This window comes from Larkinella sp. VNQ87 (genome assembly GCF_049445795.1).
Taxonomy (GTDB): Bacteria; Bacteroidota; Bacteroidia; order Cytophagales; family Spirosomataceae; genus Larkinella.
Genome location: NZ_JBMSDT010000010.1, coordinates 23614 through 44417 on the forward strand (window position 1 = coordinate 23614; position 20804 = coordinate 44417).

The window sequence follows — 20804 nt, forward strand, 5'->3', positions numbered from 1 at the left end:
AGTAAATCGGTTTCGGGGCGCAGTGGTGTCTCGATCTATTTTTAACTTTTAATTATTAATTTTTAATTGATTTCTGTCGCCTGTCGTCAAAAACAAAAAAGACTAAAAAATGCCACGTTCAGTGAACCACGTTGCCTCCCGGGCGCGTCGCAAAAAAGTAATGAAATTGGCCAAAGGGTACTTTGGTCGTCGTAAAAATGTTTGGACGGTAGCGAAAAACGCGGTCGAAAAAGGCCTCGTGTATTCGTTCCGCGACCGTCGCCAGAAGAAACGGGATTTCCGGGCGCTCTGGATTCAGCGGATCAACGCCGGGGCGCGTCTGCACGGCGTGTCTTACTCAGCGCTGATGGGAAAAATCAACGCATCCGGTATTGAGTTAAACAGAAAGGTTCTGGCCGACCTGGCCATGAATCACCCCGAGGCTTTCAAAGCCGTTGTTGAAACTGTGAAATAAGTCCGAGCGGGCCGTCTGACAGACGGCCCGCTTTTTTACGTCTCTACCAATAGCGTTTTCAGACCGGCCCAGGTACCGTCGGTTTTTTTTCCCAGCAAATACAGCCCCACTTCGCCCTCACCAACCCGGAAAGCTTGCCGATTGCTCAATAGGGCTTCAATCCGGTCCCGAAGTTCAATAAACCGGGCCGTGCGATGCTTTTCTTCCTCCCCATACCAGTCCTGATCGGTCACAACGGGTTCCCAAAAGGCGGTTTCCGGTATTTCCTCAATATAAATTTCTGGCGTGATCAGTAACAAATCCTTTATCTGAGTACTCGTCAACGGCGGTTCAAACTCAACAGTAAAATCCACGTAATCAACAGGTTCGTCGGATTCGCTGGGGTAGTAGAGTTCATCCAGCCATTCGGGCAGGGGCGATTCAGGAGCAGATTCTTTGGGCGTCATGCGTTACAAACCATAAATTAGTACGTCATAATATAAACTGATTCGCGAACGGGCAGTTTAGTACAAAGAAAAGGTTTGTTTCAGTAATTCTGCATCTTTCATCCCACTCAAACTCATTTTCAATCATGATGGAAACCCTTATGAACCTGATTCGCCAGCAGTCCGGCGAAGCGGTCATCAACAACCCGGCCATTCCCAATCACCAGAATGAAGACGCCATGCAGGCCATTTCGAGCGGTATTCTCGGCGGTTTGCAGCAACAGGCCCAGGGCGGCAACCTGACTAACCTGATTGGCATGGTCATGGGACAGGGCAGTGGCGCCAACGTGCAGCAGAGTCCGGTTACGCAGGGTGTTCAGCAAAATGTGCAGCAGAGTCTTATGGAGCGGCTGGGCATTTCTCCCCAGATGGCGATGTCAATCGCCACCATGGTCGTGCCGATGGTGCTGAGTAAACTGATGAACAAGGCGCAGGACCCGAATGATAACAGTGTCGACGGCAACCAGATTCTGGGTTCGGCAACGGGCCAGCAGGGCGTCGACTGGATGGGCGCGGCCAGCTCGGCGATGGCCGACGGGAAGTTGGATATGAACGACCTGATGCGCGTTGCCGGTGGCTTCATGGGCGGAGGCAGCAACCAACAGCAGGGCAGTGGTGGATTGGGCGGTATGCTCGGCGGGCTGTTCGGAAAGTAAACGGGAAGGCGGGTTACGATCCGCCTTCTGCTTTTCAGGACGGTAGTTCTGCCACTTTCGGTTTTTGGACAAAGCAAAGATCACCACAATGGCAGAAACCGGCAATTCCAGGGCGGAAAATGAAGCCACTCAGTCAGCTTTGGCTGTCAATCTGTCACATTTTGGCCTCCGTAGCGGGGCTGGCATAGGTCTTGTTCAATAGGCTACTGAAGTTTGTCAAACGACTAAAAGCAGGACATACTAAACGTATCATGGGAAAGATTATAGGAATTGACTTAGGAACAACCAACTCGTGTGTCGCGGTTATGGAAGGCAACGAGCCGGTGGTGATCGCTAACAGCGAGGGCCGTCGGACCACCCCGTCGGTTGTGGCCTTCATGGACAACGGCAATGGCGAACGCAAGGTGGGTGATCCGGCCAAGCGGCAAGCCATCACGAACCCCAAGAACACGATCTCCTCGATCAAACGGTTCATGGGAAAACGCTATAACGAAGTTCAAAAAGAAATTAGCTCAGTCGCTTATTCCGTAGAACGGGGACCCAATGACACCCCGCGCGTCCGGATTGGCGATCGTCAATATACTCCGCAGGAAATTTCGGCGCTGATTCTGCAAAAAATGAAGCAGACCGCCGAGGATTACCTGGGACAAACCGTAACGGAAGCCGTTATCACGGTTCCGGCTTATTTTAACGACGCCGAACGGCAGGCTACTAAAGAAGCCGGTCAGATTGCCGGGCTGGACGTGAAACGGATCATCAACGAACCGACGGCAGCCGCCCTGGCTTACGGTCTGGACAAGAAACACCAGGACATGAAAATCGCCGTATTCGACCTCGGGGGCGGCACGTTCGATATTTCGATTCTGGAATTGGGCGACGGCGTGTTTGAAGTAAAATCAACCGATGGCGATACGCACCTCGGAGGTGACGACTTCGACCAGGTCATCATCGACTGGCTGGCGCAGGAATTCAAAAACGACGAAAATATCGACCTGCGGCAGGACCCGATGGCCCTGCAACGATTGAAAGAAGCCGCCGAAAAAGCGAAGGTTGAATTGTCAAGCTCCAGCTCGACGGAAATCAACCTGCCGTATATCATGCCGGTGAACGGGATTCCGAAACACCTGGTGCGGACATTGAGCCGCGCGAAATTCGAGCAACTCGCCGATTCGCTGATTCAGCGGAGCCTCGAACCCTGCCGCCGGGCCTTGAAAAACTCGGGTCTGTCGGCCAGCCAGATCGACGAGGTGATTCTGGTCGGTGGCTCAACCCGGATTCCGAAAGTACAGGACGAGGTGGAAAAACTGTTCGGCAAAAAACCATCGAAAAGCGTCAACCCGGATGAAGCTGTGGCCGTGGGTGCTGCTATTCAGGGTGGTGTCCTGACGGGTGAGGTGAAAGACGTCCTGCTACTCGACGTGATTCCGCTGTCGCTGGGGATCGAAACGATGGGTGGCGTTCTGACCCGTTTGATCGACGCCAACACGACGATTCCGACGAAAAAATCAGAAACGTTCTCGACGGCATCCGACAACCAGCCGAGCGTGGAAATTCACATCCTGCAAGGCGAACGGCCCCTGGCGAGCCAAAACCGCTCCCTCGGTCGCTTCCACCTCGACGGTATTCCGCCCGCACCGCGTGGGATTCCGCAAATTGAGGTGACGTTCGACATCGATGCCAACGGGATTCTGAACGTAACCGCCCGCGACAAGGGAACTGGTAAAGAACAGAAAATCCGCATCGAAGCGTCAAGCGGTCTGAGTGATGACGAAATCACCCGGATGCGCGAAGAAGCCAAGGCCAACGAAGCCGCTGATAAAGCCGAGCGTGAACTGATCGACAAGGTCAATCAGGCTGACTCGCTGATTTTCCAAACGGAGAAACAGTTGAAAGAATACGGTGATAAACTGTCGGAAGGGAATAAATCCGCCATCGAAGGGGCGCTGAGCGAATTACGGTCGGCTCACAGCAGCCGGAACGCAGCCGCCATCGATGCCGGTGTTGAGAAATTGAATGCCGCCTGGGCAGCCGCTTCGCAGGAGATGTATAACGCCACCGCCGGTGCGCAGGGACCGAACCCGGCCGACGGTTTCGCGAACGGCAACGGTTCAGCCAACGGACAAACCGGTCAGACCGCCGGTGACAACGTCTCGGATGTCCCGTTCGAAGAAGTGAAGTAATCAATTCAACTACAATCGAAAGCCAGCGTGTTTTGCACGCTGGCTTTTTTTGTGCCTACCCGATTTTCTGCCAATAGCCGCTTCCGATCATCCCTCCAAAAAAAGGTTGTATATCTCCCGGTGTCAACGAGTCATTTAACATACCAACCCAGTTGGGCAGGTTACGGGCTTCGATCCGGCTAACTGTCCGAAAAAACCGGTATTGACTCCACAGCAACAGCCGTTGCCACCCGCGACGCGGGGGTAGAAAATCGCTGCACAGCCACCAACCGTTCGGGCGCAAGGCCGTGAGCAAGGGCGGCAAAATCCGGTTTTTCAGCCGGTTCTCCGAAAAAAGGTCCAGGATAAATGGGGTGATCACCACATCGACCCGATCGTTCGAGCGAACAGAAGTTTCGGTTCCGATTCGGAAATCCACGCGGGGATCGTCCTTCACCCGCTTCCGTGACATTGAAATCATCTTGGGTGAGGCATCAAGGTAAATGATTTTCCGGGGATCGCAGGTTGCCAGTAGTCGGGCCAGCAGCCAACCCGTTCCTCCTCCGAAAATCAGGATTGTTGATCGGGCCGGAAGCAAGTCCAGCCAGCGGGACTGCGCTTTTAGTAGAGCGTTCCCGAAGACGAGCCGGGAAAGGAAGTCGTAGAACGAGGCAATCCCATCGAAGCCGGAATCGGTAGCCCGGAGTTGGGTCATGGGCCAGACGGTTTTTTGATTTTACCCTAATAACGGAACTGCCGCAGAAAGGGTCTAATCGTTCCGGATATAAATATTAATTGATCCGTTGCGAGCCTGGAGATGATACGTCCGATTCAAATCCGGAAAAACCGTTTCCAACCGGATCTGGTACGGTTCGTAACGATCATCTTCCAGAATAAACCGCGGGTGATTCTGGTGAAGATCGGCAGCATACCGCAAAATAAAATACGACTGCAGCGAGGAGGGATTGATTTGCCGGGATGCAAATACATCCCGGGTTCCCGGTAGCAGGGACGTGTAACAATACAAATGAGCCAGGTTCCCGTGACCCCAAATGCTCATCCGGTCCGTGGGACGGGCCAGCTTCTGAACGGTTGCCACCAGCGGGTCGGGTTGATAACTGAAATGCAAGGCATACTCGATTCCGGTATTTTTCGTGCGTAAAGGCCATACGGTGAAGGCTGCAAATAAACTGAAAATAGTGATCAGTAGCAGGGAATAACGTTGAGGAGTCTGGTTTAAAAATTCGCCCAGAACTATGCTTAAACTCCAGAAAAATGGGAAAAAGAAAAAAACTAAATAGTGGTTGAAAGACTGTCCTGGTTTAATCACCGAATACCAAATTACTGCCAATAACAAAGTGCAATAAACAATAAGTTTTCGTTGAAAAGGTACTCCCTTGATTAGTAGACTAGCTAAGCCTATAGCAAGGATCAAAACGATACTAAGGCAGAAGGGCGAAATGTCCGGTGAATCCACAATAAGATTAGGAACCAACCACCACTTCATGTCACTTAGAGAGCCACTGTATTCGGCATTAAATAGTAAATACGAGTAAATAAAATCAATGAATAATGAATGGACCGCTAGGTAAATAGAAAGGAGCGCCGTTGGCGCTAGACCACAGGTGATCAAAGCAACGGCCTTCTGAACACTGAGTTGTTTTCGAACTTCTATAAACAAAAATAACACAATTATTCCGGCCATAAGAACGCCCTGAAGTTTAGCATAGGGCATCAACCCGGCTACTAGACATAGCCCATAGGCATAACGAAAACTACGACCGGAAAGGACCGCCGAGAAGCAAAGTAACTCGATCGATAACAGCAGGTGAGGTATTAGCTCGGAGCTATAACCGGTAAAGTCAAAGAGCGTAAGCGAAGCACAAAAAAGAGCATATAAGGCTGTTATAGAGTAGGCTAGACGGACATTGTATAGATATTTAACTGAAAAAAAAAGGCAGATGAGACTGGGGATATAACAAAATAAAATACCAACGATACGTATAGTGGTGTAGTTAACCGATCCGAACAGCCAATAAGAAAGGGAGAGGAAGTAGGAGTTTAGTGGACCAACAGTTAAACAGTCAAACGATTGCCATATTCTGGGATCATTTAAAAGAACACCAGTGCCTGCAATATATACGCTTTCATCCAGATTTTGCTCTGGTAATAGGGTATAGGGTAACCGAAAAATTAAAATAATAAGAGCACAAGTAAGTAGAAATAGGTTTCGCAATGAAGGTTTATAATTTGATTTTTGGAGTAGCCAGAATAACCAAATAATAAGCGAAAGTTTAACAGTCAGATTGACTTTTTGGACAGACGGAATGGCTTTGATAAATTCAATGAGCGCAGTGTGCAAATTGCCCGGATAAGAAATAGGAGAGTTGGCTAATAGAAAAGTAAAAAGGTGTTTCATGCCATCTAATGAAGGAATAATCACCTGCAATGTACTGGATAGCCAACGGTTAGACAAAATGTTTAGGAGAAAACAAGCAGAAATGTTGCCGTTAGAGATAACTTTTTAAGGGTATGACCGTCTTATGATAAAAGAAAAATATATCTATTATGAAAAAATGTTTATTGTTATTTATTATCATGGTTTTGTGCGGAATTAATGCCTTTCCTGTGTTTTCACAAACCAGAATCCCGAAGTCCCAATCCGATTCACATCCGGCCAGTTTTGCGATTCGGGGCGGTTTTACCAAACTTTTCGGAGATCTGAACGAACCGCTGACGGGCGGCTTTGGGGGGGCACTGTTGATTCTGCCTGTGTATAAAACCGTCTCGATCGAAACACCGGTGGAAACCGGGACGTTGCTGGCCCAACAGAAAGAATACTACAATTCCAGCGCCAAAACCCGGTTTATTCAGGCGGCTTTGACAGCTTCGGTGGACGTCCTCGACTGGTTTAAGGAGGAACGAAGCCTGCACGAAATCCGGCCCTATGTCGGGGCCGGGCTGCTTTTTTTTCGGGCCGAAGCGCGGGACCTGACGACCGGGCGGGTGCAGCGGGTGACGAACAACCAGGGCAGTCACCGGTCGCGCGACGGCATTGAGGCACGCGGTAAGGCGGGCGTCAAACGCACCCACGAACTGGTTTACGTCCTCGGGTTGCGCGGATCGACGGCCCTGGCTCGGCGGGTGAGTATCTTTTGCGATGTGCGGTTCAACATCGTGCGGACTGATAAACTGGATGCCACGCTGGATAATAACAACGGGGTTATGCAGGCTACCGGACCGGCCTTTACGGAAGGGAACCACTACGGAACCAATAGCCACGACAAATGGGGCTATATAGCGGGTGGCCTGAATTTCTACTTTGGTGAGCGGTTTAAGAAAAAGTGAATGACCAAGAGACTGTGTAAATTTTATAATTTTCCTTGTTTCGCTTTGCTCCAACCTCCTAAAGGGGCTTTTGAAATCCGGATGTTTCAGCCCCCTTTAGGGGTTGGGGGATGATTTAAGCGTTCAAAGTCCAATTTTTAGACAGTTTCTAACACCCTCATAGAGTTGGGTAACCGCTGCCACGGTGTGTCTCATTTTCCGGCTACAAAATCCGCGTACGTAGCGCACTCCCGGATCATTTCGTTGTGAAATCGGGTCTGCCGGTAATTTTGGGAGAGTTTTGCCAGAAAACCAGAGTATTGCTCGCGCCGGAGCTGCTTCATTTCGGCTTCGAACGGCTCCATATCCGCCGAATAGTTGCGTTTGGCCCACTCCAGTTCGTGCCGGGTTCGGAAGGCGTTTTCGTCGCAGCGGGCGGCCATGAAACAGGCTTTAGCGGCCAGTTCGGGATTTTTGGCGACCGTGATGGCTCTTTCGAAGTACGCTTTGGCCGAGCGGTTGCTGTAATAATCCAGTTGCGCCACGGCATCCAGCGCCTGATTGCGGTCGCCTTTTGCCACCTGCCGGTAGGTGTAATGGCTAAAAACCGGTTCACCACTGCTCCAGCGGGCCCGTACCAGAATCCAGGCATTCCCGAACCAGCTCAGGTTGTAGGCCCCGCATCCCAATTGATAGTATCGTTCGGCCGCCTGATCGCCCGATGCGGTTTTTGCCTGCGTTTCTAACTCGACCATTTTTTTCAGAAACGCATCCGGTGTGTACGGATTCGGTGCATAGTCGCCCTCATTTTTGGCCGTGAGCTTGACCGCGAACGGGTCGATGGTAAAGTACTGGCTGAACGGTTCGGCTTTCCAAGTTTTCGGACTGACTTTGGCGTAAGCGTCGGCAGCTTCGGCGTACCGGTTTTCGGCCAGCAACCGCCGACCGAGCAGCAGGTGTAGCGCGTCGGTCGAAAAACCGGTCAGTTTCAGCAATCGCTGGTCAAAGTCGTTCAAATTCGGGTTGGTCGCAAACTTTACGACTTGCTGCACTGTAGCGGCTGAGGTGGTGTCCTCAATGTCGTACAAATCCGACTGGCTGTCGAAATACCCGTCGCCCCGGTTTAGCTGGTAGGATGTCAGGGCCGTAAGCAGAAAGCCTTTGGCGGTATTGGCTCCGTCGGCGGGTGAGCCTTTCGACCGGAAACAACCGCTCAGAAAACCGCCTGATTCGGCCGGAGTAGGTTTGCCGTAGCCGTATTTCGTGGCCCATTGTTTGCAGGTTTCGACAAAGGCGTTGGTCAGGTAAAAATTGGCCGAATTGCCAAACTGCTCCAGGTAGCCGATGAACTGATTCTCCGCTTCGGGCGTCACCTTGTCGGTTTGAGCTGTTAGCAGCAGCATCTTTTCGAGCACGATCTGTTTCTTCAAAACCGGGTTGTCGGTCGGTTGCTGACCGGCCAGGTCGAGGTGTTTCTGGGCATCTGCGTAATTTTTGGTCAAGTAGTCCAGGTACGCTGTGGCCGTATACCAGAACGCCGGGTTGCCCAGCGCCTTGTTTTCGGCCGATTCGAGCGCAAAATCGCGTAGTTGCTGGAAATAAGTCGGGGCTTCGGTTTTACGCTCCAGAAACCGCAGCGAGTCGGCCCGGCTTGCGTCGTCGTAGGCGTAAATGGGGGCGGTTTCCTGGAAAAAGAAATATTCGTTGCGGTTGATTTCCCGCGCCATCACCAGTTCGATGAGCGGATTTTTCGGATTTAGTCGAACCATTTCTTTCAAAAATGGCAGGGCGTCCTGCTTCGGCTGAATGGCGCACAGGGCGTATACGGCGGCTTTTTCGCGATCGTTCTGGCTGTATTCTAGCGATTTCTCCCGAAACCGGATGCCATAGATCCGCAGGCTTGCCTCAGCTTCGCGCCGACGTGACGGACAACGATCGAACACCTGCGCAAACTCGTAGATGGCCTTCGCCGTGTCGCCCAGCGCCATTGTGGCCCCGGCGTGCCGGCACAGAGCCCAGTCGCTCAGGAACGTCTTCCGGGGCAGCGGTTTAATTAGTTGATCGTACAGCGTGAGGCTTTGAGTGTATTGCTTCGTCATGGCGGCCAGCTTCACGGCCTGAAAAGCGTAGCGTTCCTTCAGAAAACCGTCGGACGTTGCCGTGTAGCCCGCTTTGGCTTCGTCGAGCAAAGCCCGGAGCGGAGCCGTCGAGGTATCCAGTCGCGCCGAGTCGACTTCCCAGCGGTTGACCGGCTGGGGCGTGGCTTCTTCTACCCGCCAGGCTAGATTCAGGTATTCCAGAGCCGCCGGATTCGAAGCCGATGCCCACCGAACCAGGCCGTTCGAGGCTCCCATGTCGCGGTTGTAAAGCGCGGCACCGATGTCAGTTTGAGCGACTTTCCCTTTGGCATACGCATCCCAGGCCAGGATGTTCTGGTCAGTCTGCATAGTGTCTTCGTCGGTATCGTAATTATCGTCGTAGCGGTACAATTGTGGGGTAAAATGATAAATCTGATCCTGCGCGGAGGCCCGGCTGCTTTCGGGCATGAAAAAGCTCATAAACTCGTTCAGGTCGGAGGTGCTGGGACCACAGGCGAAGCCGATCAGAATGGCCAGCGACAACAGCACACTACGGACCCGGCCGGAAAAGAGAGTGGAGAAACGCATCGGAATACGGCGATGTTACAGTCGAATCAAGGTGATAGAGGGCAAATGTAAGTTTTTGATTGGGAATTTTTGATAACAAAACCGCTCGTCCTTGTTCCAGGTCGGCGGGCTGAACGGATTCGGCGCGGAAGAGGTCGCCCCGCCGGACGGAAAAGCCAAAAACCGTCGTGTCACGTTGGGCTTCGAAGCGGTTTTCGGCCACCGGTTTCAGGGCCGGAATCACCCGGAGCTTCGAAGCGTCCACGTTGTTCAGAAACGTCAAAAACCGGTTGCTGCGGTACACGACCGTCCACCGGAACAGGGGCAATACCACATCCAGGGGCAGTTTGTAGGCATTCAGCGAACCGAGATACCGCCCGGCTACCTCCAGATCGTAAATCGAATTGCGGGTGGCGGGGCGTTTCCAGTCCGCCATGTTGTACACCATCAGCATGCCCCGGTCGACGGGCGGGATGCCGGTTTGGTCAGGGTACTTGATCTGGTGCAGCCGAATGGTGGCCGACAATGTGCCTGAAAACCGTTTTTTTATTTCACGCAACAACCGAAAATAATTCGACCGGCTCGATGCACTCCAGTCGCAGTCCAGTTGAATTTCGTTAATCGATATACGGTTTTCCCGCCTGAGCAGTCTAATCTTCCGTTCGATATTTTCGGCCAATGTTGGAATAGCCGATGCCGGGCAGCGGATCAATGTCTGGTTAGTGATGAACACGACCGGCACGAGCGACAAGCCGTTTGGCATCTCGGCAAACCGGATGACGGCTTTGGGCTGGGGCCCTTGCGTGGCCGGGTCCCAGTCGACATCGAAAAACCGGATGTACAGCTTTTGAACCGCAAGCCGATGGAGCAATTTTCGTTCGTTAGGAGCCAGTCGGAAGGTGGTTTGCCAAAAATAAAAAGCGGGAGTGAGTTGTTTCGGCTGCGGTTTTTCGCAGGAAACACACAACAGCATAGCCGCAAGTACCCGGCTAATGGCATTGATGCGCAACAAAACGGTATCCAACGTGGCTTTTAGGATCATCCGAATGCAAAGTAAGTCGTTCAGTTTGGATTGACGTACAACAGGTGAGGCAACATCGATTAGCAGACAGCCAGTTCGCTGCATTACACACAAGTCAGTAACTTTAAAATAATGTTCATACGATTGCGCATTCCAAAAAAATGACTCCTTAACTTGCCTACATTCTATCCCACGCAATCGATCTTTACGGCCAAACCAATGAAAAAGCTGTACCTCTTTCTTTTCTTTTTCGCAGGACTGACCGGCATGCTGAATGCACAGCGGCAACAATTCTCCTTTTCACCCCTTGGGGTCGTTTATCCCAAATACCAGATGGTTCAGTATGAGTGGTATGTGAGTCCGTTGAATAGCGTACTACTTTCAGGCTCATTTACAAACGCTGGGCAACGGTTTTCCTTCTTTACCCCAGCCCGAACGAAAAACATCACGGTCGTGAAACTGGGCCTCGGCTACCGGCGATACATCGACTTGCAAAATGGCTGGATCAACCTGTTTGTATCATCACGGGTACTAGTTGACTACTCCATTCTGCGACTGACCAAACCAGCAACCCTCTCGATTTCGAGCGACTCCCTCCGCATCCGTGGATTTACGGTGGCACCGGAGTTTTCATTTGGTGGCAAAATCACCCTGACGCGCCACGTTTCCCTGTCTGGTGCCATTGGCTATCAGCATCTGTTTAAACTTTTTTCAGCCCAGAACACAACCCGGAATGTGTCGTATTGGAACGATTTTTACTGGACGAACGATAACCAGACCTGGGAAGATAAACGCAATTCGGTGATCAATTACCGCCGGGGCTGGTCGCCGACCATTCAGGCAACCTTGGACATCTGGCTGGGAAAAAAAGAGCAGAAGAACAAGTGAGCACATGACACTGAACAAGTGATGACCGGAAAATAAGCGAAATCAAGTTACAGGATGCCGGAGCGGTTTTCGGAAAGCCCTTTGGCTCAGAAGCAGAACAAAGCTGCGGAAATCTTGCCTATCTTGCTCGTAGTCAATGCTCTAAACTCCACATCCTTATGGCAACGATTCGCAAGCAAATCACGCAGTACGAAGTCAGCACCGCCATCCGGCGCTCGGGTACGCCGGTTTCTACGTTTTACGAACGGGTGATCATCCTGAAAACCGCGCCGGAGTACCACGGCCTGACGATCACTGTCACGCTGGCGTTTGCCACCTCGTTCAACTCGTTCACCACCGCCGTGGTTGGCTATTACGGTGGGGCTACGTCGTTCAATCAGCAGGTTGCCATCTGGTTACCGGTTTCGGAGTTTCAGTACTATTACGATATGTTGCGAAACGAAACTCCGGTTTACTTCCAGTTTGACTACAACGAAGCCAATCCGTTGATCTATTACATCACGAATTTTAAGCTGACCACGGGGCTTGAACCCACTGGCGAAGGGGCGGAAAGCCTGTCGTTCAGGGCCTTGGATAACCTGGCGCTTCAGCAAACGGAAGCGTGATCGAGGGCGAATGGCCGGCTGGTTTGACCACAAACCAGCCGGTTGGTTTTTTACTCGCTTTCAGTCAGGTCATTAACCGTTGGTCGGGGCACGGACTTCCGGCTTTTCCCTTCCAGCCCGAACGACTCGCCAAATAACTCAATGTCGGCGGTTTTGTCCGAAAAGTTCTCTACCGTCACATCGGTTTGTGTAACCTTTACTTCCAGCAGCGCCCCCCGGAACCGGAGCTTGAAGGCCAGCGATTGCCAGTTTGCGGGGCAGTAAGGGTTCAACACCACCTGATTATCCCGGATGCGGAAACCGCCGAAGCCCTTCACTACTGCCAGCCAGCTCCCGGCCATCGAAGTAATATGGCAGCCGTCTTCGGTGTCGTTGTTGTAGTCGTCGAGGTCCAGCCGGGCCGTGCGCAGGTACATTTCGTAGGCTTTTTCGGTCAGCCCGAGCGACGACGCCAGCACCGAATGCACGCAGGGCGACAACGACGACTCGTGAACGGTCATCGGTTCATAAAAGTCGAAGTTCCGCTGAAGCGTTTCCCGATCGAACTCATCTTCAAAGAAGTAAATCCCCTGCAACACGTCGGCCTGTTTGATGAAGCACGACCGCAGAATCCGGTCCCACGACCAGTGCTGGTTGAGCGGTCGCTGGCCTTTCGGAATCTCGGAAACCGGCATCAACTCCTTGTCCAGAAACGATTCCTGCTGCAAAAACACCCGCCGGTTTTCGTCGTAGGGGAGGTGAATGTTCTCTACGATGTGTTTCGCCGTGGCGATTTCCTTTTCCTCCCGGAAATGAATCCGGTCGCACAACTCATTGAATTTCGCCAGGTTAAGCTCCTTCACGCGGTTGACGGTTTCGACGGTGTAACGCAGCGTCCAGGCGGCCAGGTAGTTGGTATACCAGTTGTTGTTGACGTTGTTTTCGTACTCATTTGGCCCCGTTACGCCTAGCATCACGTACTGTTGTTTGGCCTCCGACCAGTTGACGCGCTGGCTCCAGAACCGACTGATGGCAATGAGTACTTCCAGACCGTAATCGACCAGATACATTTCGTCGCCCGTGTACCGCACGTAATCGTAAATGGCGTAGGCAATCGCGCCGTTCCGGTGGATTTCTTCGAAAGTGATTTCCCACTCGTTGTGGCATTCCTCGCCGTTCATCGTCACCATCGGATACAGCGCGGCTCCAGCCTTAAAACCCAACTTCTTGGCGTTTTCGATGGCTTTTTCGAGGTGTTTGTAGCGGTACAACAGCAGATTTCGGCTCACTTTCTGATCGGCCGTCGCCAGGTAAAACGGCAGGCAATAGGCTTCGGTGTCCCAGTAGGTCGAGCCGCCGTATTTTTCGCCGGTAAAGCCTTTCGGGCCGATGTTTAGTCGCTCGTCTTCACCGGTATAGGTCTGGTTCAGTTGAAAAATACAAAACCGGATGCCCTGCTGTGCGGCTGCGTCGCCCTCAATGGTGATGTCGTTCACTTTCCACTTGTCGGCCCAGGCCTGCCGCTGCTCAATGAGCATTCGGTCGAAGCCTTTGGCCGTGATCCGCTGGAGGTATTTTCGCGTTTCGGCCACAATCCGGTCGGTGTCGTAATTGAGCGACGAAAGGTTGACGGCGTATTTGTAAATGACGGTTTCCTGCCCCTGCCGACAGTCGAGCGTCAGGCGGTTGGCGACGTATTTCTCCTGCCGGATCGGTTGCGACTGAAAATCGACCCGGCCGCCGTCCTGCTCGATTTCCACACACATGCCCGTACAAACGTGGAAACCGGTTTTGCGGGTCCGCAACTCGATAAAAGCCTCGCCGTAGCCGGTTTCCTTCCGAACCTCGTCCCAGAATGTTTCGTCATAGTTCGAGTCCCGGTTCCGAATCGAGCCGTCGATATAGGGTTCGATGGTAATTTTGGCGTCGAAATTCAGCGGTTTCAGGCTGTAGCGGATGGCCCCGGCTTCGTCGTCGACAATCGAACAAAACCGCTTCGTGTATACTTCCAGTTCCCGGCCGCTTTTCAGCGTAGCGATAAAGGAACGCTCCAGGTAGCCTTCCTGCATGTTGAGCACCCGCCGGAACTCGCGGACTTCGCAGGTGTTCAGGTCGAGCGTTTCGTAGTCGATGTTGATCGTAATGCCGATCCAGTTGGCCGCGTTCAGCACCTTGGCGAAGTACTCCGGGTAGCCGTTTTTCCACCAGCCGACGCGGGTTTTGTCGGGATAATACACCCCGGCCACGTAATTACCCTGCAAACTTTTGCCCGTAAAAGTTTCTTCAAAGTTGCCACGTTGGCCCATTCGGCCGTTGCCCAGGCTCATCACGCTTTCAGTAATTTCGTTGTAAGGGCGGTGGAAGTTGTCTTCAATAATCAGCCAGGGGTCGTGTTTCAAATACTGTTTCATCTGAAGGTTGTGCAAAGAAGGCGGTTTAGTGCTACGTTAAAAAGTGAGACAGGGTTACGGGGTACAGTTTTATGGTTTAGAGTTTATAATTACTTTAATAAGTAGATTATAATCAAGAGTTTGTCTTGTCTGAAACCATGAACTATAGACTATGAACTATAAACCATAAATGCTTCATTTCGCTAAAAACCGGTCGGCTTCGTGTTTGACGCGCAGGGCTTGGTTGATGTGCCGTTCGGTATGGGCTACCAGCATTTGGAAAGCGTCGCCGACGTTCATTTTGAGCCAGTTTCCGAACAGCGTCATCATCTGCGTGTGGTTCCAGTCGAGGTAAACGCCCTTGTCGAGCAACACGTGCAGGAGTTGTTGCAATTCCAGAAACTGACGCATCACATCCCGTGCATCGAGGTCGTTGCGGGGTTTGAGAAACGAAACCGTCGGGATTTTCATCTTCGTATTGGGGTCAATGATGTACCGCAACGTCCGACCCACCAGCGAGCTTTTTAGCGTTTCGTCAGGCGGGGTGGTTTGAATCAGCCCGAGGTCATCCACCTTTTTCTGGAGGTTGCGAATATAAAACCGTTCGGCCAGGTTCAGGTGTTGCAGGCATTGGGTGATGCTCCAGCGCCGGGTGTCCGGTTTCCAGTTCAGTTGCTCGTCGGTCAGTGGGCGAAACTCCCGTTCCACGGTTTCCAAAACCGTCCGGATGCGTTGCTGAAGCTGTTGTGCCGTTTCGAGTTTTTGCATAATTGTAGGTAATCAGTGAAGGCCTGGAAGCGACAGCACCTCCGCTAGCGTCAGGTCCGCCAGCGACGGCACAACCAGATCCGCCTGGGCCAATACGGCTGGTGAGCCGATGCCAACCGCCCGCATACCACCCCGTTTGGCTGCTTCGATACCCGCCACAGCGTCCTCAAACACCACGCAATTGGCCGGTTCGGCACCCAGTTCAACGGCTCCTTTCAGAAACACCTCCGGGTCCGGTTTTCCCCGAACAATTTTGGTGCCGTCGATGATCGCGTCGAAATCGTTCAGCATTCCGATCCGCTCCAGAATCAGCCGCGCGTTTTTACTGACCGACCCGAGGGCGGTTTTCAGCCCGGCTGCTTTCACTTGTTCAAAGAAAACCGCAACACCAGGAAGAATGTTGGCGGGCGTCATCTGCGACACCAATTCGAGGTACCATTCATTTTTCTGCGTCGCCAGTTCGGCTTTTCGCTCATCGGAGAGCAACAGGCCACCGTGGTCCAGAATCCGGTCGAGTGACTCGGTGCGGCTGATACCTTTCAGTTGTTCATTGAATTCTTCGGTGATGTCGAACCCCAGGGCGTTGGCCATGCGTCGCCAGGCCTGGTAATGAAAGATGGCAGTATCGACAATGACCCCATCGAGGTCAAATAGTAAGGCTTTTACGGGCATTTTGTGCAAAATTGGCCAGGTTGTACATTGCAAGAAAGCGATAAAAAAGCACTTATCACAGCGAAAAACGGGTCGGTTTTACCGAAGCAGTTCCAGCACCCAGGCGGTTTTGGCCGGAATTTTCAGGTTGGAAAAGCCGTTGAGGATTTCGTCGGTCAGCACGTTTTGGGCTTTCGTAAACCCGCTCATGCGTTCGGCAAACCGGGCGGTTTCGAGCGTGGTTTCCTTGTCGAGCGAGTTGGTGACAACCATCACGGTTTTGGTATTGTCGTACCGAAAATACACATACAATCCGTCCTGCGGTACGTATTGCATCACCTTGCCGTTCTGCAAAACCGGGTTGTTTTTCCGGTAATTCGCCAGTTTTCTAACAAAATTGAAGGCATCGTTTTCCTTCTCGTTGCGTCCGGCTGCGGTAAACTTGTTCTCACGGTCGCCCGGAAAACCACCCGGGAAATCTCGGCGTACTTCGGCATCCGAGGGATTTTTGGTGTTCTTCATCAACACTTCCGTGCCGTAATACCAGGATGGAATGCCGCGCGTCGTCAGGAGCCAGGTCACGCCCATTTTGTATTTCGCCAGATTTTCCCCAATGACGGATAAATACCGGTCGGTGTCGTGGTTTTCCAGAAATGTTACCAATTTCTGCGGATCGGCATACAAACCGTCGGCCGTCAGCGCCTGGTAAAACCGGTTGACGCCCGAATCCCAACCGAAGTCCTCGCGCAGGGCCGCGTTGGTGGCATCGTAAAGCACAAAATCCAACCCACCCGGCTGATTCGATTTGAACGGCTGATCAATCCGGTTTTTGACAAAAAACGCCTGTGCCACCGGCGTCCCGACCCAGGCTTCCCCGAAAATATGAATTTTCGGAAACTCCGTCATCAGGGCCTGGTTGCAGCGGTTCAGGAAGTTCAGGTCGTTGTATTTGTAGGTATCGACGCGCCAGGCGTCCAGCAAAAAGGCTTCGGTACACCAGATGGCATGCTGAGTCAGATAGGTTGCCAGGAATGGGTTGCGAAGGTTTAAGTCGGGCAAAAAGGGCGTAAACCAGCCGTCGAGCAGTCGCTTCCGGTCGGATTCCGACGCGTACGGATCGTACAGCGATTGTTCTTTGTGTGAACTGCTGGTGTAGGTCGGCCACTGGTTGAACCAGTCCTTGAACGGCTGGTTTTTGTACAGCCAGTGGTCGTCGCTGACGTGGTTGTAGACGGCATCCTGCACGAGTTTCATGCCGCGCTGGTGCAGCGCATCGGCCAGTTTCCGGTAGGCATCATTGCCGCCAAACCGCTTGTCGATCTGGTAATGATCGGTAAAATGGTAGCCGTGGTAACCGGCCTGCATCCGGTCAGGGGCTTCCTGTTTCAGTGCTTCGTCGTTGGCCAAAACCGGCGTCATCCAAAGGGCCGTGACGCCGAGTTCCTGCAAATAATCGAGGTGGCTGGTAACCCCTTGTAAATCACCGCCATGCCGGAGGTACGGACTCGAACGGTCGGCTTTCGTATCGAGTAAATCCGGAAACGCATCGTTCGACGGATCGCCGTTGGCGAAGCGGTCGGGCATGATCAAGTAGATGAAATCAGCCGACGAAACGCCCTGGGCTTTGGGGCCGGTCGTGCGGGCTTTTAGTTCGTAGGCATACCGAACGGTTTGCGAACCGCTTTGTCCGACAATCGGCACGGTGCCGGGTTTGGCGGTAGGGGAAATAGTCAGGTCGAGAAAGGCAAAATCCGGATTTTCGGCCCGGTGGAATTTCACCAGTTTAACGCCCGGATAATTGATGGAGTAGGTCAATGAACCGGCTTTGGGGCCGTACACCAGCAATTGCAGATTCGGATTTTTCATCCCGACCCACCAGTTCGTCGGGTCGATGCGCCGGATGGCGGGCGTCTGGGCCAGGGATGGGTGCCAGATCAGCAGGAAAAGAAGAGAAAAGGGGTAAATCAGTCGTTTCATCTGGTTAGCAGGAAGCATATTACCTAAAAATAGACCTAAATAAAGGAAAAGTTTACATTTTACGAGTACTTTCCAATTTTGTTGGCGAAACCGATTCAACAGACTTTGCTGACATTGATAAATTTGTACCTTGGACATGAAGACTAAATCCGCTGCTTCCGAAACCCCACTAATAAACCGACGAACCTTCGCCGGTTTGCTGCTGGCAGGCGGTCTAACCACCGCCGGGCACCGGACATTGGAACCCTTACAGGCACTCATGGATACCTCTGCTCCGCACGAAACGAAGTCCGACAAACTTGTCATTTACCAGATTTTCACCCGGCTGTTCGGGAATCAGCAAACCACCAACAAACCCTGGGGCAGCCGCGATGAAAACGGTGTCGGGAAATTCAACGACATTACGGCCATAGCCCTTCAGGAACTGAAGAAATTCGGCGTGTCATACGTCTGGTATACCGGCGTGATCGAACACGCCCTGATGACTGATTATTCAGTGTTCGGCATCCGGAAAGACCATCCGGCGGTGGTGAAAGGGCGGGCAGGGTCGCCGTATGCCATCAAGGATTATTACGATGTGAACCCCGATCTGGCCGTGGATGTCAACAACCGGATGCGGGAGTTTGAGGACTTGCTGAAACGCTCGCACGCCAACGAACTAAAGGTGATCATCGATTTCATTCCGAACCACGTGGCCCGGCAGTATTATTCGGATGCCAAACCGCCGGGGGTGCTGGATTTGGGCGAGGATGATGATACCGGCAAGGCCTTTGATCCGCAAAACAACTTTTATTACCTGCCCGGACAGGCCTTTCAGGTGCCGCCGAACGTGTTTACGCCTGAACCGGCCAACGCGCCCTACGTGGAAAATCCGGCCAAAGCGACGGGAAACGACGTGTTCAAAGCCCAGCCCGACATCAACGACTGGTTTGAAACGACCAAACTGAACTATGGCGTCGATTACCTGAATAACCGCCAACCGAACTTCGACCCGGTGCCGTTTACCTGGCTCAAGATGCGGGACATTTTGCTCTATTGGGCGGGCAAGGGCGTCGACGGTTTTCGGTGCGACATGGCCGAGATGGTGCCGGTCGAATTCTGGGGTTGGGCCATTCCGCAGGTGAAAGCCGCCAAACCGGGCATCATTTTCATCGCCGAAATCTACAATCCGCAGCAATACCGCAACTACATTTTTACCGGTAAATTCGATTACCTGTACGACAAAGTGGGCCTGTACGATGCCGTTCGGCGGTTGATGGAAGGCAAAGGAACCGCCGAAGACATCACGCGGATGTGGCAGCAGGAGTCGGGCGATTATGCCAACCACATGCTGCGGTTTCTGGAAAACCACGACGAACAGCGCATTGCCTCCCGGTTTTTTGCCAGCGATCCGTGGACGGCGGTTCCGGCCATGACGCTCTCGGCTACGTTGCACACCGGTCCGCTGATGATTTACTTTGGGCAGGAGGTGGGCGTCAACCCGACGCAGGCCGAGGGCTTTCAGGGCGAAGACGGCCGTACGACCATTTTTGATTACTGGGGTATTCCGGAATACCAGGCCTGGACCAACGGCGGCCGGTTCGACGGCGGTAAACTGACCGACGACCAGAAGAATCTACGGAAATTCTACCAGCAGCTGAATCAACTGGTCAATACCAGCGATGCCATCCGGACGGGCGGTTTTTACGACTTGCAGTACGTCAATAATAACGGCCAGAGTGCGGGCTACGACCCACACCGGCTGTTTAGTTACCTCCGGCATTCGGCCAAACAGAAGTTATTGATTGTCTGTAATTTCGACCGAGAGAAAACCGCCCGGACCACGGTTCGGATTCCGGCCGAAGCCTGGAAAGCCCTGAAACTCGATGCCGGAAAAAGCTATTCGTTCACCGACATTTTTCGGACAAAAACAAAGCTGAAAGCCACAGCTCTGGCCGGGGTGCCGGTCGAGTTGCCACCATTGGGGGTGCTGGTGCTGGAGATAAAGTAACAACCGGTCGATCAATGGCTGGGAAAAACCGGCTGAACGGGGTTATCTGAAAAAATGTTAACTTAGTAAAAAAAGAAACAATTGGTTATGCAGGTGACGTACAGAGTTCCCGTAGAAGCGTTAAACAGCGGTTTTCTGGATATGATTAAAGCCAGCTTTGCGGGTAAGGAAATCAGTATCACCGTTGAAGAAGTAACTAACAGTCAACCGATTAATCAGAAGGAGTTGTATAAAAAGTCATTACCGCTGCTTGAACGATTCAACAATATGCGTGTCGATCCGGCATTGAATCTTTCTGATTTGGCGAATGAAGTTAATTTATGATTTATTATGATACCGATGTTCTGATCAACCTCCTGGTGCCTCAGGATTCGGCTAAACACCAACTGGCCCGTGAACTTTACGAACGGGCTACTTCCAACGATCAGTTTCTGATTTCTTTTTTGTCACTTCAGGAAACCGCTTTCGTGTTACACCGGCTCGGTCGAACACCCGCCGACATTGAAGCTATGTTGCAGGCATTTCTTCCCTTTAATCCCGTCGGTTATGGCATGATGGAAATGGTCCGGGCCATCGAACTTGCCAAAACCGTTGGGTTCCAGAACATCAATGATTGCCTGCACACGGCAATTGCCGAAAGTCATTGTGAAGAATTATATACGTTTAATCGCTCTGATTTTAAACGAATCCAACCCCTGACGAGACTAAAAATTACGTTATTTTAAACGCAGATTCCAACTGGAAATGTGTTTCCTATAGGTTTTTGGTCGATTTTTTGCTAGTTTTCGGGTAAAACCGTTTTGCTTTTC

General features: G+C 52.2%; 18 protein-coding genes. 9 read left to right on the top strand and 9 right to left on the bottom strand.

The window, feature by feature from the left end; translation table 11 throughout:
• The first annotated feature begins 109 nt into the window (after window positions 1-109).
• A complete protein-coding gene (rplT, locus tag ACO2Q8_RS18000; RefSeq protein WP_423346238.1) occupies window positions 110-454 on the top strand; it encodes a 50S ribosomal protein L20 in 345 nt (114 codons plus the stop codon).
• 35 nt (window positions 455-489) lie between these two features.
• Here the strand turns inward: rplT and ACO2Q8_RS18005 are convergent, their stop codons facing one another.
• Complete coding sequence (locus ACO2Q8_RS18005; RefSeq protein WP_423346239.1) at window positions 490-900, bottom strand: nuclease A inhibitor family protein; 411 nt, start codon at window positions 898-900, stop codon at window positions 490-492.
• A 125-nt stretch (window positions 901-1025) separates the two neighbouring features.
• On the opposite strand from ACO2Q8_RS18005, the gene ACO2Q8_RS18010 reads away from it, so the two are divergent.
• Both ACO2Q8_RS18010 and dnaK read left to right on the top strand, forming a co-directional pair.
• Complete coding sequence (locus ACO2Q8_RS18010) at window positions 1026-1595, top strand: hypothetical protein (protein WP_423346240.1); 570 nt, start codon at window positions 1026-1028, stop codon at window positions 1593-1595.
• Between the two features lie 251 nt (window positions 1596-1846).
• The gene (dnaK, locus tag ACO2Q8_RS18015) at window positions 1847-3775 is read left to right on the top strand and encodes a molecular chaperone DnaK (RefSeq protein ID WP_423346241.1); all 1929 of its coding nucleotides are present in this window, start codon (window positions 1847-1849) and stop codon (window positions 3773-3775) included.
• A gap of 55 nt (window positions 3776-3830) precedes the next feature.
• On the opposite strand, the gene ACO2Q8_RS18020 is transcribed toward dnaK, so the two are convergent.
• Together ACO2Q8_RS18020 and ACO2Q8_RS18025 are read right to left on the bottom strand one after the other, a co-directional pair.
• Window positions 3831-4469 carry a class I SAM-dependent methyltransferase gene (locus tag ACO2Q8_RS18020; protein WP_423346242.1) on the bottom strand — a complete coding sequence of 213 codons (639 nt, stop codon included), beginning with the start codon at window positions 4467-4469 and terminating at the stop codon, window positions 3831-3833.
• A gap of 54 nt (window positions 4470-4523) precedes the next feature.
• Entirely contained in the window at window positions 4524-6173 is a 1650-nt protein-coding gene (locus ACO2Q8_RS18025) for a hypothetical protein (protein ID WP_423346243.1), read from the bottom strand.
• Window positions 6174-6382: 209 nt separating this feature from the next.
• On the opposite strand from ACO2Q8_RS18025, the gene ACO2Q8_RS18030 reads away from it, so the two are divergent.
• On the top strand, window positions 6383-7102 hold the full coding sequence (locus tag ACO2Q8_RS18030; protein WP_423346244.1) for a hypothetical protein: 720 nt from the start codon (window positions 6383-6385) through the stop codon (window positions 7100-7102).
• 191 nt (window positions 7103-7293) lie between these two features.
• On the opposite strand, the gene ACO2Q8_RS18035 is transcribed toward ACO2Q8_RS18030, so the two are convergent.
• Together ACO2Q8_RS18035 and ACO2Q8_RS18040 are read right to left on the bottom strand one after the other, a co-directional pair.
• Window positions 7294-9747 carry a hypothetical protein gene (locus tag ACO2Q8_RS18035; protein ID WP_423346245.1) on the bottom strand — a complete coding sequence of 818 codons (2454 nt, stop codon included), beginning with the start codon at window positions 9745-9747 and terminating at the stop codon, window positions 7294-7296.
• Complete coding sequence (locus ACO2Q8_RS18040; RefSeq protein ID WP_423346246.1) at window positions 9710-10852, bottom strand: hypothetical protein; 1143 nt, start codon at window positions 10850-10852, stop codon at window positions 9710-9712. Before ACO2Q8_RS18040 ends, ACO2Q8_RS18035 begins: the two co-directional genes overlap by 38 nt.
• Window positions 10853-10966: 114 nt before the next feature.
• Here ACO2Q8_RS18040 and ACO2Q8_RS18045 point away from each other — a divergent pair, with 114 nt between their 5' ends.
• Window positions 10967-11635, top strand: coding sequence for a hypothetical protein (locus ACO2Q8_RS18045; protein WP_423346247.1), 669 nt, complete (start codon window positions 10967-10969; stop codon window positions 11633-11635).
• A 158-nt stretch (window positions 11636-11793) separates the two neighbouring features.
• Complete coding sequence (locus tag ACO2Q8_RS18050; RefSeq protein WP_423346248.1) at window positions 11794-12240, top strand: hypothetical protein; 447 nt, start codon at window positions 11794-11796, stop codon at window positions 12238-12240.
• Between the two features lie 50 nt (window positions 12241-12290).
• Here the strand turns inward: ACO2Q8_RS18050 and ACO2Q8_RS18055 are convergent, their stop codons facing one another.
• From ACO2Q8_RS18055 to ACO2Q8_RS18070, 4 genes are all read right to left on the bottom strand, one after another.
• A complete protein-coding gene (locus tag ACO2Q8_RS18055) occupies window positions 12291-14630 on the bottom strand; it encodes a glycoside hydrolase family 65 protein (protein WP_423346249.1) in 2340 nt (779 codons plus the stop codon).
• A gap of 174 nt (window positions 14631-14804) precedes the next feature.
• Window positions 14805-15377, bottom strand: coding sequence for a DinB family protein (locus ACO2Q8_RS18060; protein WP_423346250.1), 573 nt, complete (start codon window positions 15375-15377; stop codon window positions 14805-14807).
• A 12-nt stretch (window positions 15378-15389) separates the two neighbouring features.
• Window positions 15390-16049, bottom strand: a complete 660-nt coding sequence (gene pgmB / locus ACO2Q8_RS18065) for a beta-phosphoglucomutase (protein ID WP_423346251.1) — start codon at window positions 16047-16049, stop codon at window positions 15390-15392.
• A 78-nt stretch (window positions 16050-16127) separates the two neighbouring features.
• Window positions 16128-18005, bottom strand: a complete 1878-nt coding sequence (locus tag ACO2Q8_RS18070) for a glycoside hydrolase family 13 protein (RefSeq protein WP_423346252.1) — start codon at window positions 18003-18005, stop codon at window positions 16128-16130.
• Window positions 18006-18264: 259 nt separating this feature from the next.
• On the opposite strand from ACO2Q8_RS18070, the gene ACO2Q8_RS18075 reads away from it, so the two are divergent.
• The 3 genes from ACO2Q8_RS18075 (at window position 18265) to ACO2Q8_RS18085 (ending at window position 20720) form a co-directional block, all read left to right on the top strand.
• Complete coding sequence (locus tag ACO2Q8_RS18075; protein WP_423346475.1) at window positions 18265-19995, top strand: alpha-amylase family protein; 1731 nt, start codon at window positions 18265-18267, stop codon at window positions 19993-19995.
• Between the two features lie 87 nt (window positions 19996-20082).
• Complete coding sequence (locus tag ACO2Q8_RS18080; RefSeq protein ID WP_423346253.1) at window positions 20083-20319, top strand: hypothetical protein; 237 nt, start codon at window positions 20083-20085, stop codon at window positions 20317-20319.
• On the top strand, window positions 20316-20720 hold the full coding sequence (locus ACO2Q8_RS18085; protein WP_423346254.1) for a type II toxin-antitoxin system VapC family toxin: 405 nt from the start codon (window positions 20316-20318) through the stop codon (window positions 20718-20720). The genes ACO2Q8_RS18080 and ACO2Q8_RS18085 overlap by 4 nt, the downstream gene beginning before the upstream one ends.
• Window positions 20721-20804: the final 84 nt, after the last annotated feature.

Excerpts from the sequence above, each read along its gene's own strand:
- ACO2Q8_RS18040 (WP_423346246.1), bottom strand. The coding sequence starts at position 10,852 with ATGCAGCGAACTGGCTGTCTGCTAATCGATGTTGCCTCACCTGTTGTA.
- rplT (WP_423346238.1), top strand. The coding sequence starts at position 110 with ATGCCACGTTCAGTGAACCACGTTGCCTCCCGGGCGCGTCGCAAAAAA.
- ACO2Q8_RS18010 (WP_423346240.1), top strand. The coding sequence starts at position 1,026 with ATGATGGAAACCCTTATGAACCTGATTCGCCAGCAGTCCGGCGAAGCG.
- ACO2Q8_RS18055 (WP_423346249.1), bottom strand. The coding sequence starts at position 14,630 with ATGAAACAGTATTTGAAACACGACCCCTGGCTGATTATTGAAGACAAC.
- ACO2Q8_RS18035 (WP_423346245.1), bottom strand. The coding sequence starts at position 9,747 with ATGCGTTTCTCCACTCTCTTTTCCGGCCGGGTCCGTAGTGTGCTGTTG.
- pgmB (WP_423346251.1), bottom strand. The coding sequence starts at position 16,049 with ATGCCCGTAAAAGCCTTACTATTTGACCTCGATGGGGTCATTGTCGAT.
- dnaK (WP_423346241.1), top strand. The coding sequence starts at position 1,847 with ATGGGAAAGATTATAGGAATTGACTTAGGAACAACCAACTCGTGTGTC.
- ACO2Q8_RS18060 (WP_423346250.1), bottom strand. The coding sequence starts at position 15,377 with ATGCAAAAACTCGAAACGGCACAACAGCTTCAGCAACGCATCCGGACG.
- ACO2Q8_RS18075 (WP_423346475.1), top strand. The coding sequence starts at position 18,265 with ATGGATACCTCTGCTCCGCACGAAACGAAGTCCGACAAACTTGTCATT.
- ACO2Q8_RS18025 (WP_423346243.1), bottom strand. The coding sequence starts at position 6,173 with ATGAAACACCTTTTTACTTTTCTATTAGCCAACTCTCCTATTTCTTAT.
- ACO2Q8_RS18005 (WP_423346239.1), bottom strand. The coding sequence starts at position 900 with ATGACGCCCAAAGAATCTGCTCCTGAATCGCCCCTGCCCGAATGGCTG.
- ACO2Q8_RS18085 (WP_423346254.1), top strand. The coding sequence starts at position 20,316 with ATGATTTATTATGATACCGATGTTCTGATCAACCTCCTGGTGCCTCAG.
- ACO2Q8_RS18020 (WP_423346242.1), bottom strand. The coding sequence starts at position 4,469 with ATGACCCAACTCCGGGCTACCGATTCCGGCTTCGATGGGATTGCCTCG.
- ACO2Q8_RS18080 (WP_423346253.1), top strand. The coding sequence starts at position 20,083 with ATGCAGGTGACGTACAGAGTTCCCGTAGAAGCGTTAAACAGCGGTTTT.
- ACO2Q8_RS18070 (WP_423346252.1), bottom strand. The coding sequence starts at position 18,005 with ATGAAACGACTGATTTACCCCTTTTCTCTTCTTTTCCTGCTGATCTGG.
- ACO2Q8_RS18045 (WP_423346247.1), top strand. The coding sequence starts at position 10,967 with ATGAAAAAGCTGTACCTCTTTCTTTTCTTTTTCGCAGGACTGACCGGC.
- ACO2Q8_RS18050 (WP_423346248.1), top strand. The coding sequence starts at position 11,794 with ATGGCAACGATTCGCAAGCAAATCACGCAGTACGAAGTCAGCACCGCC.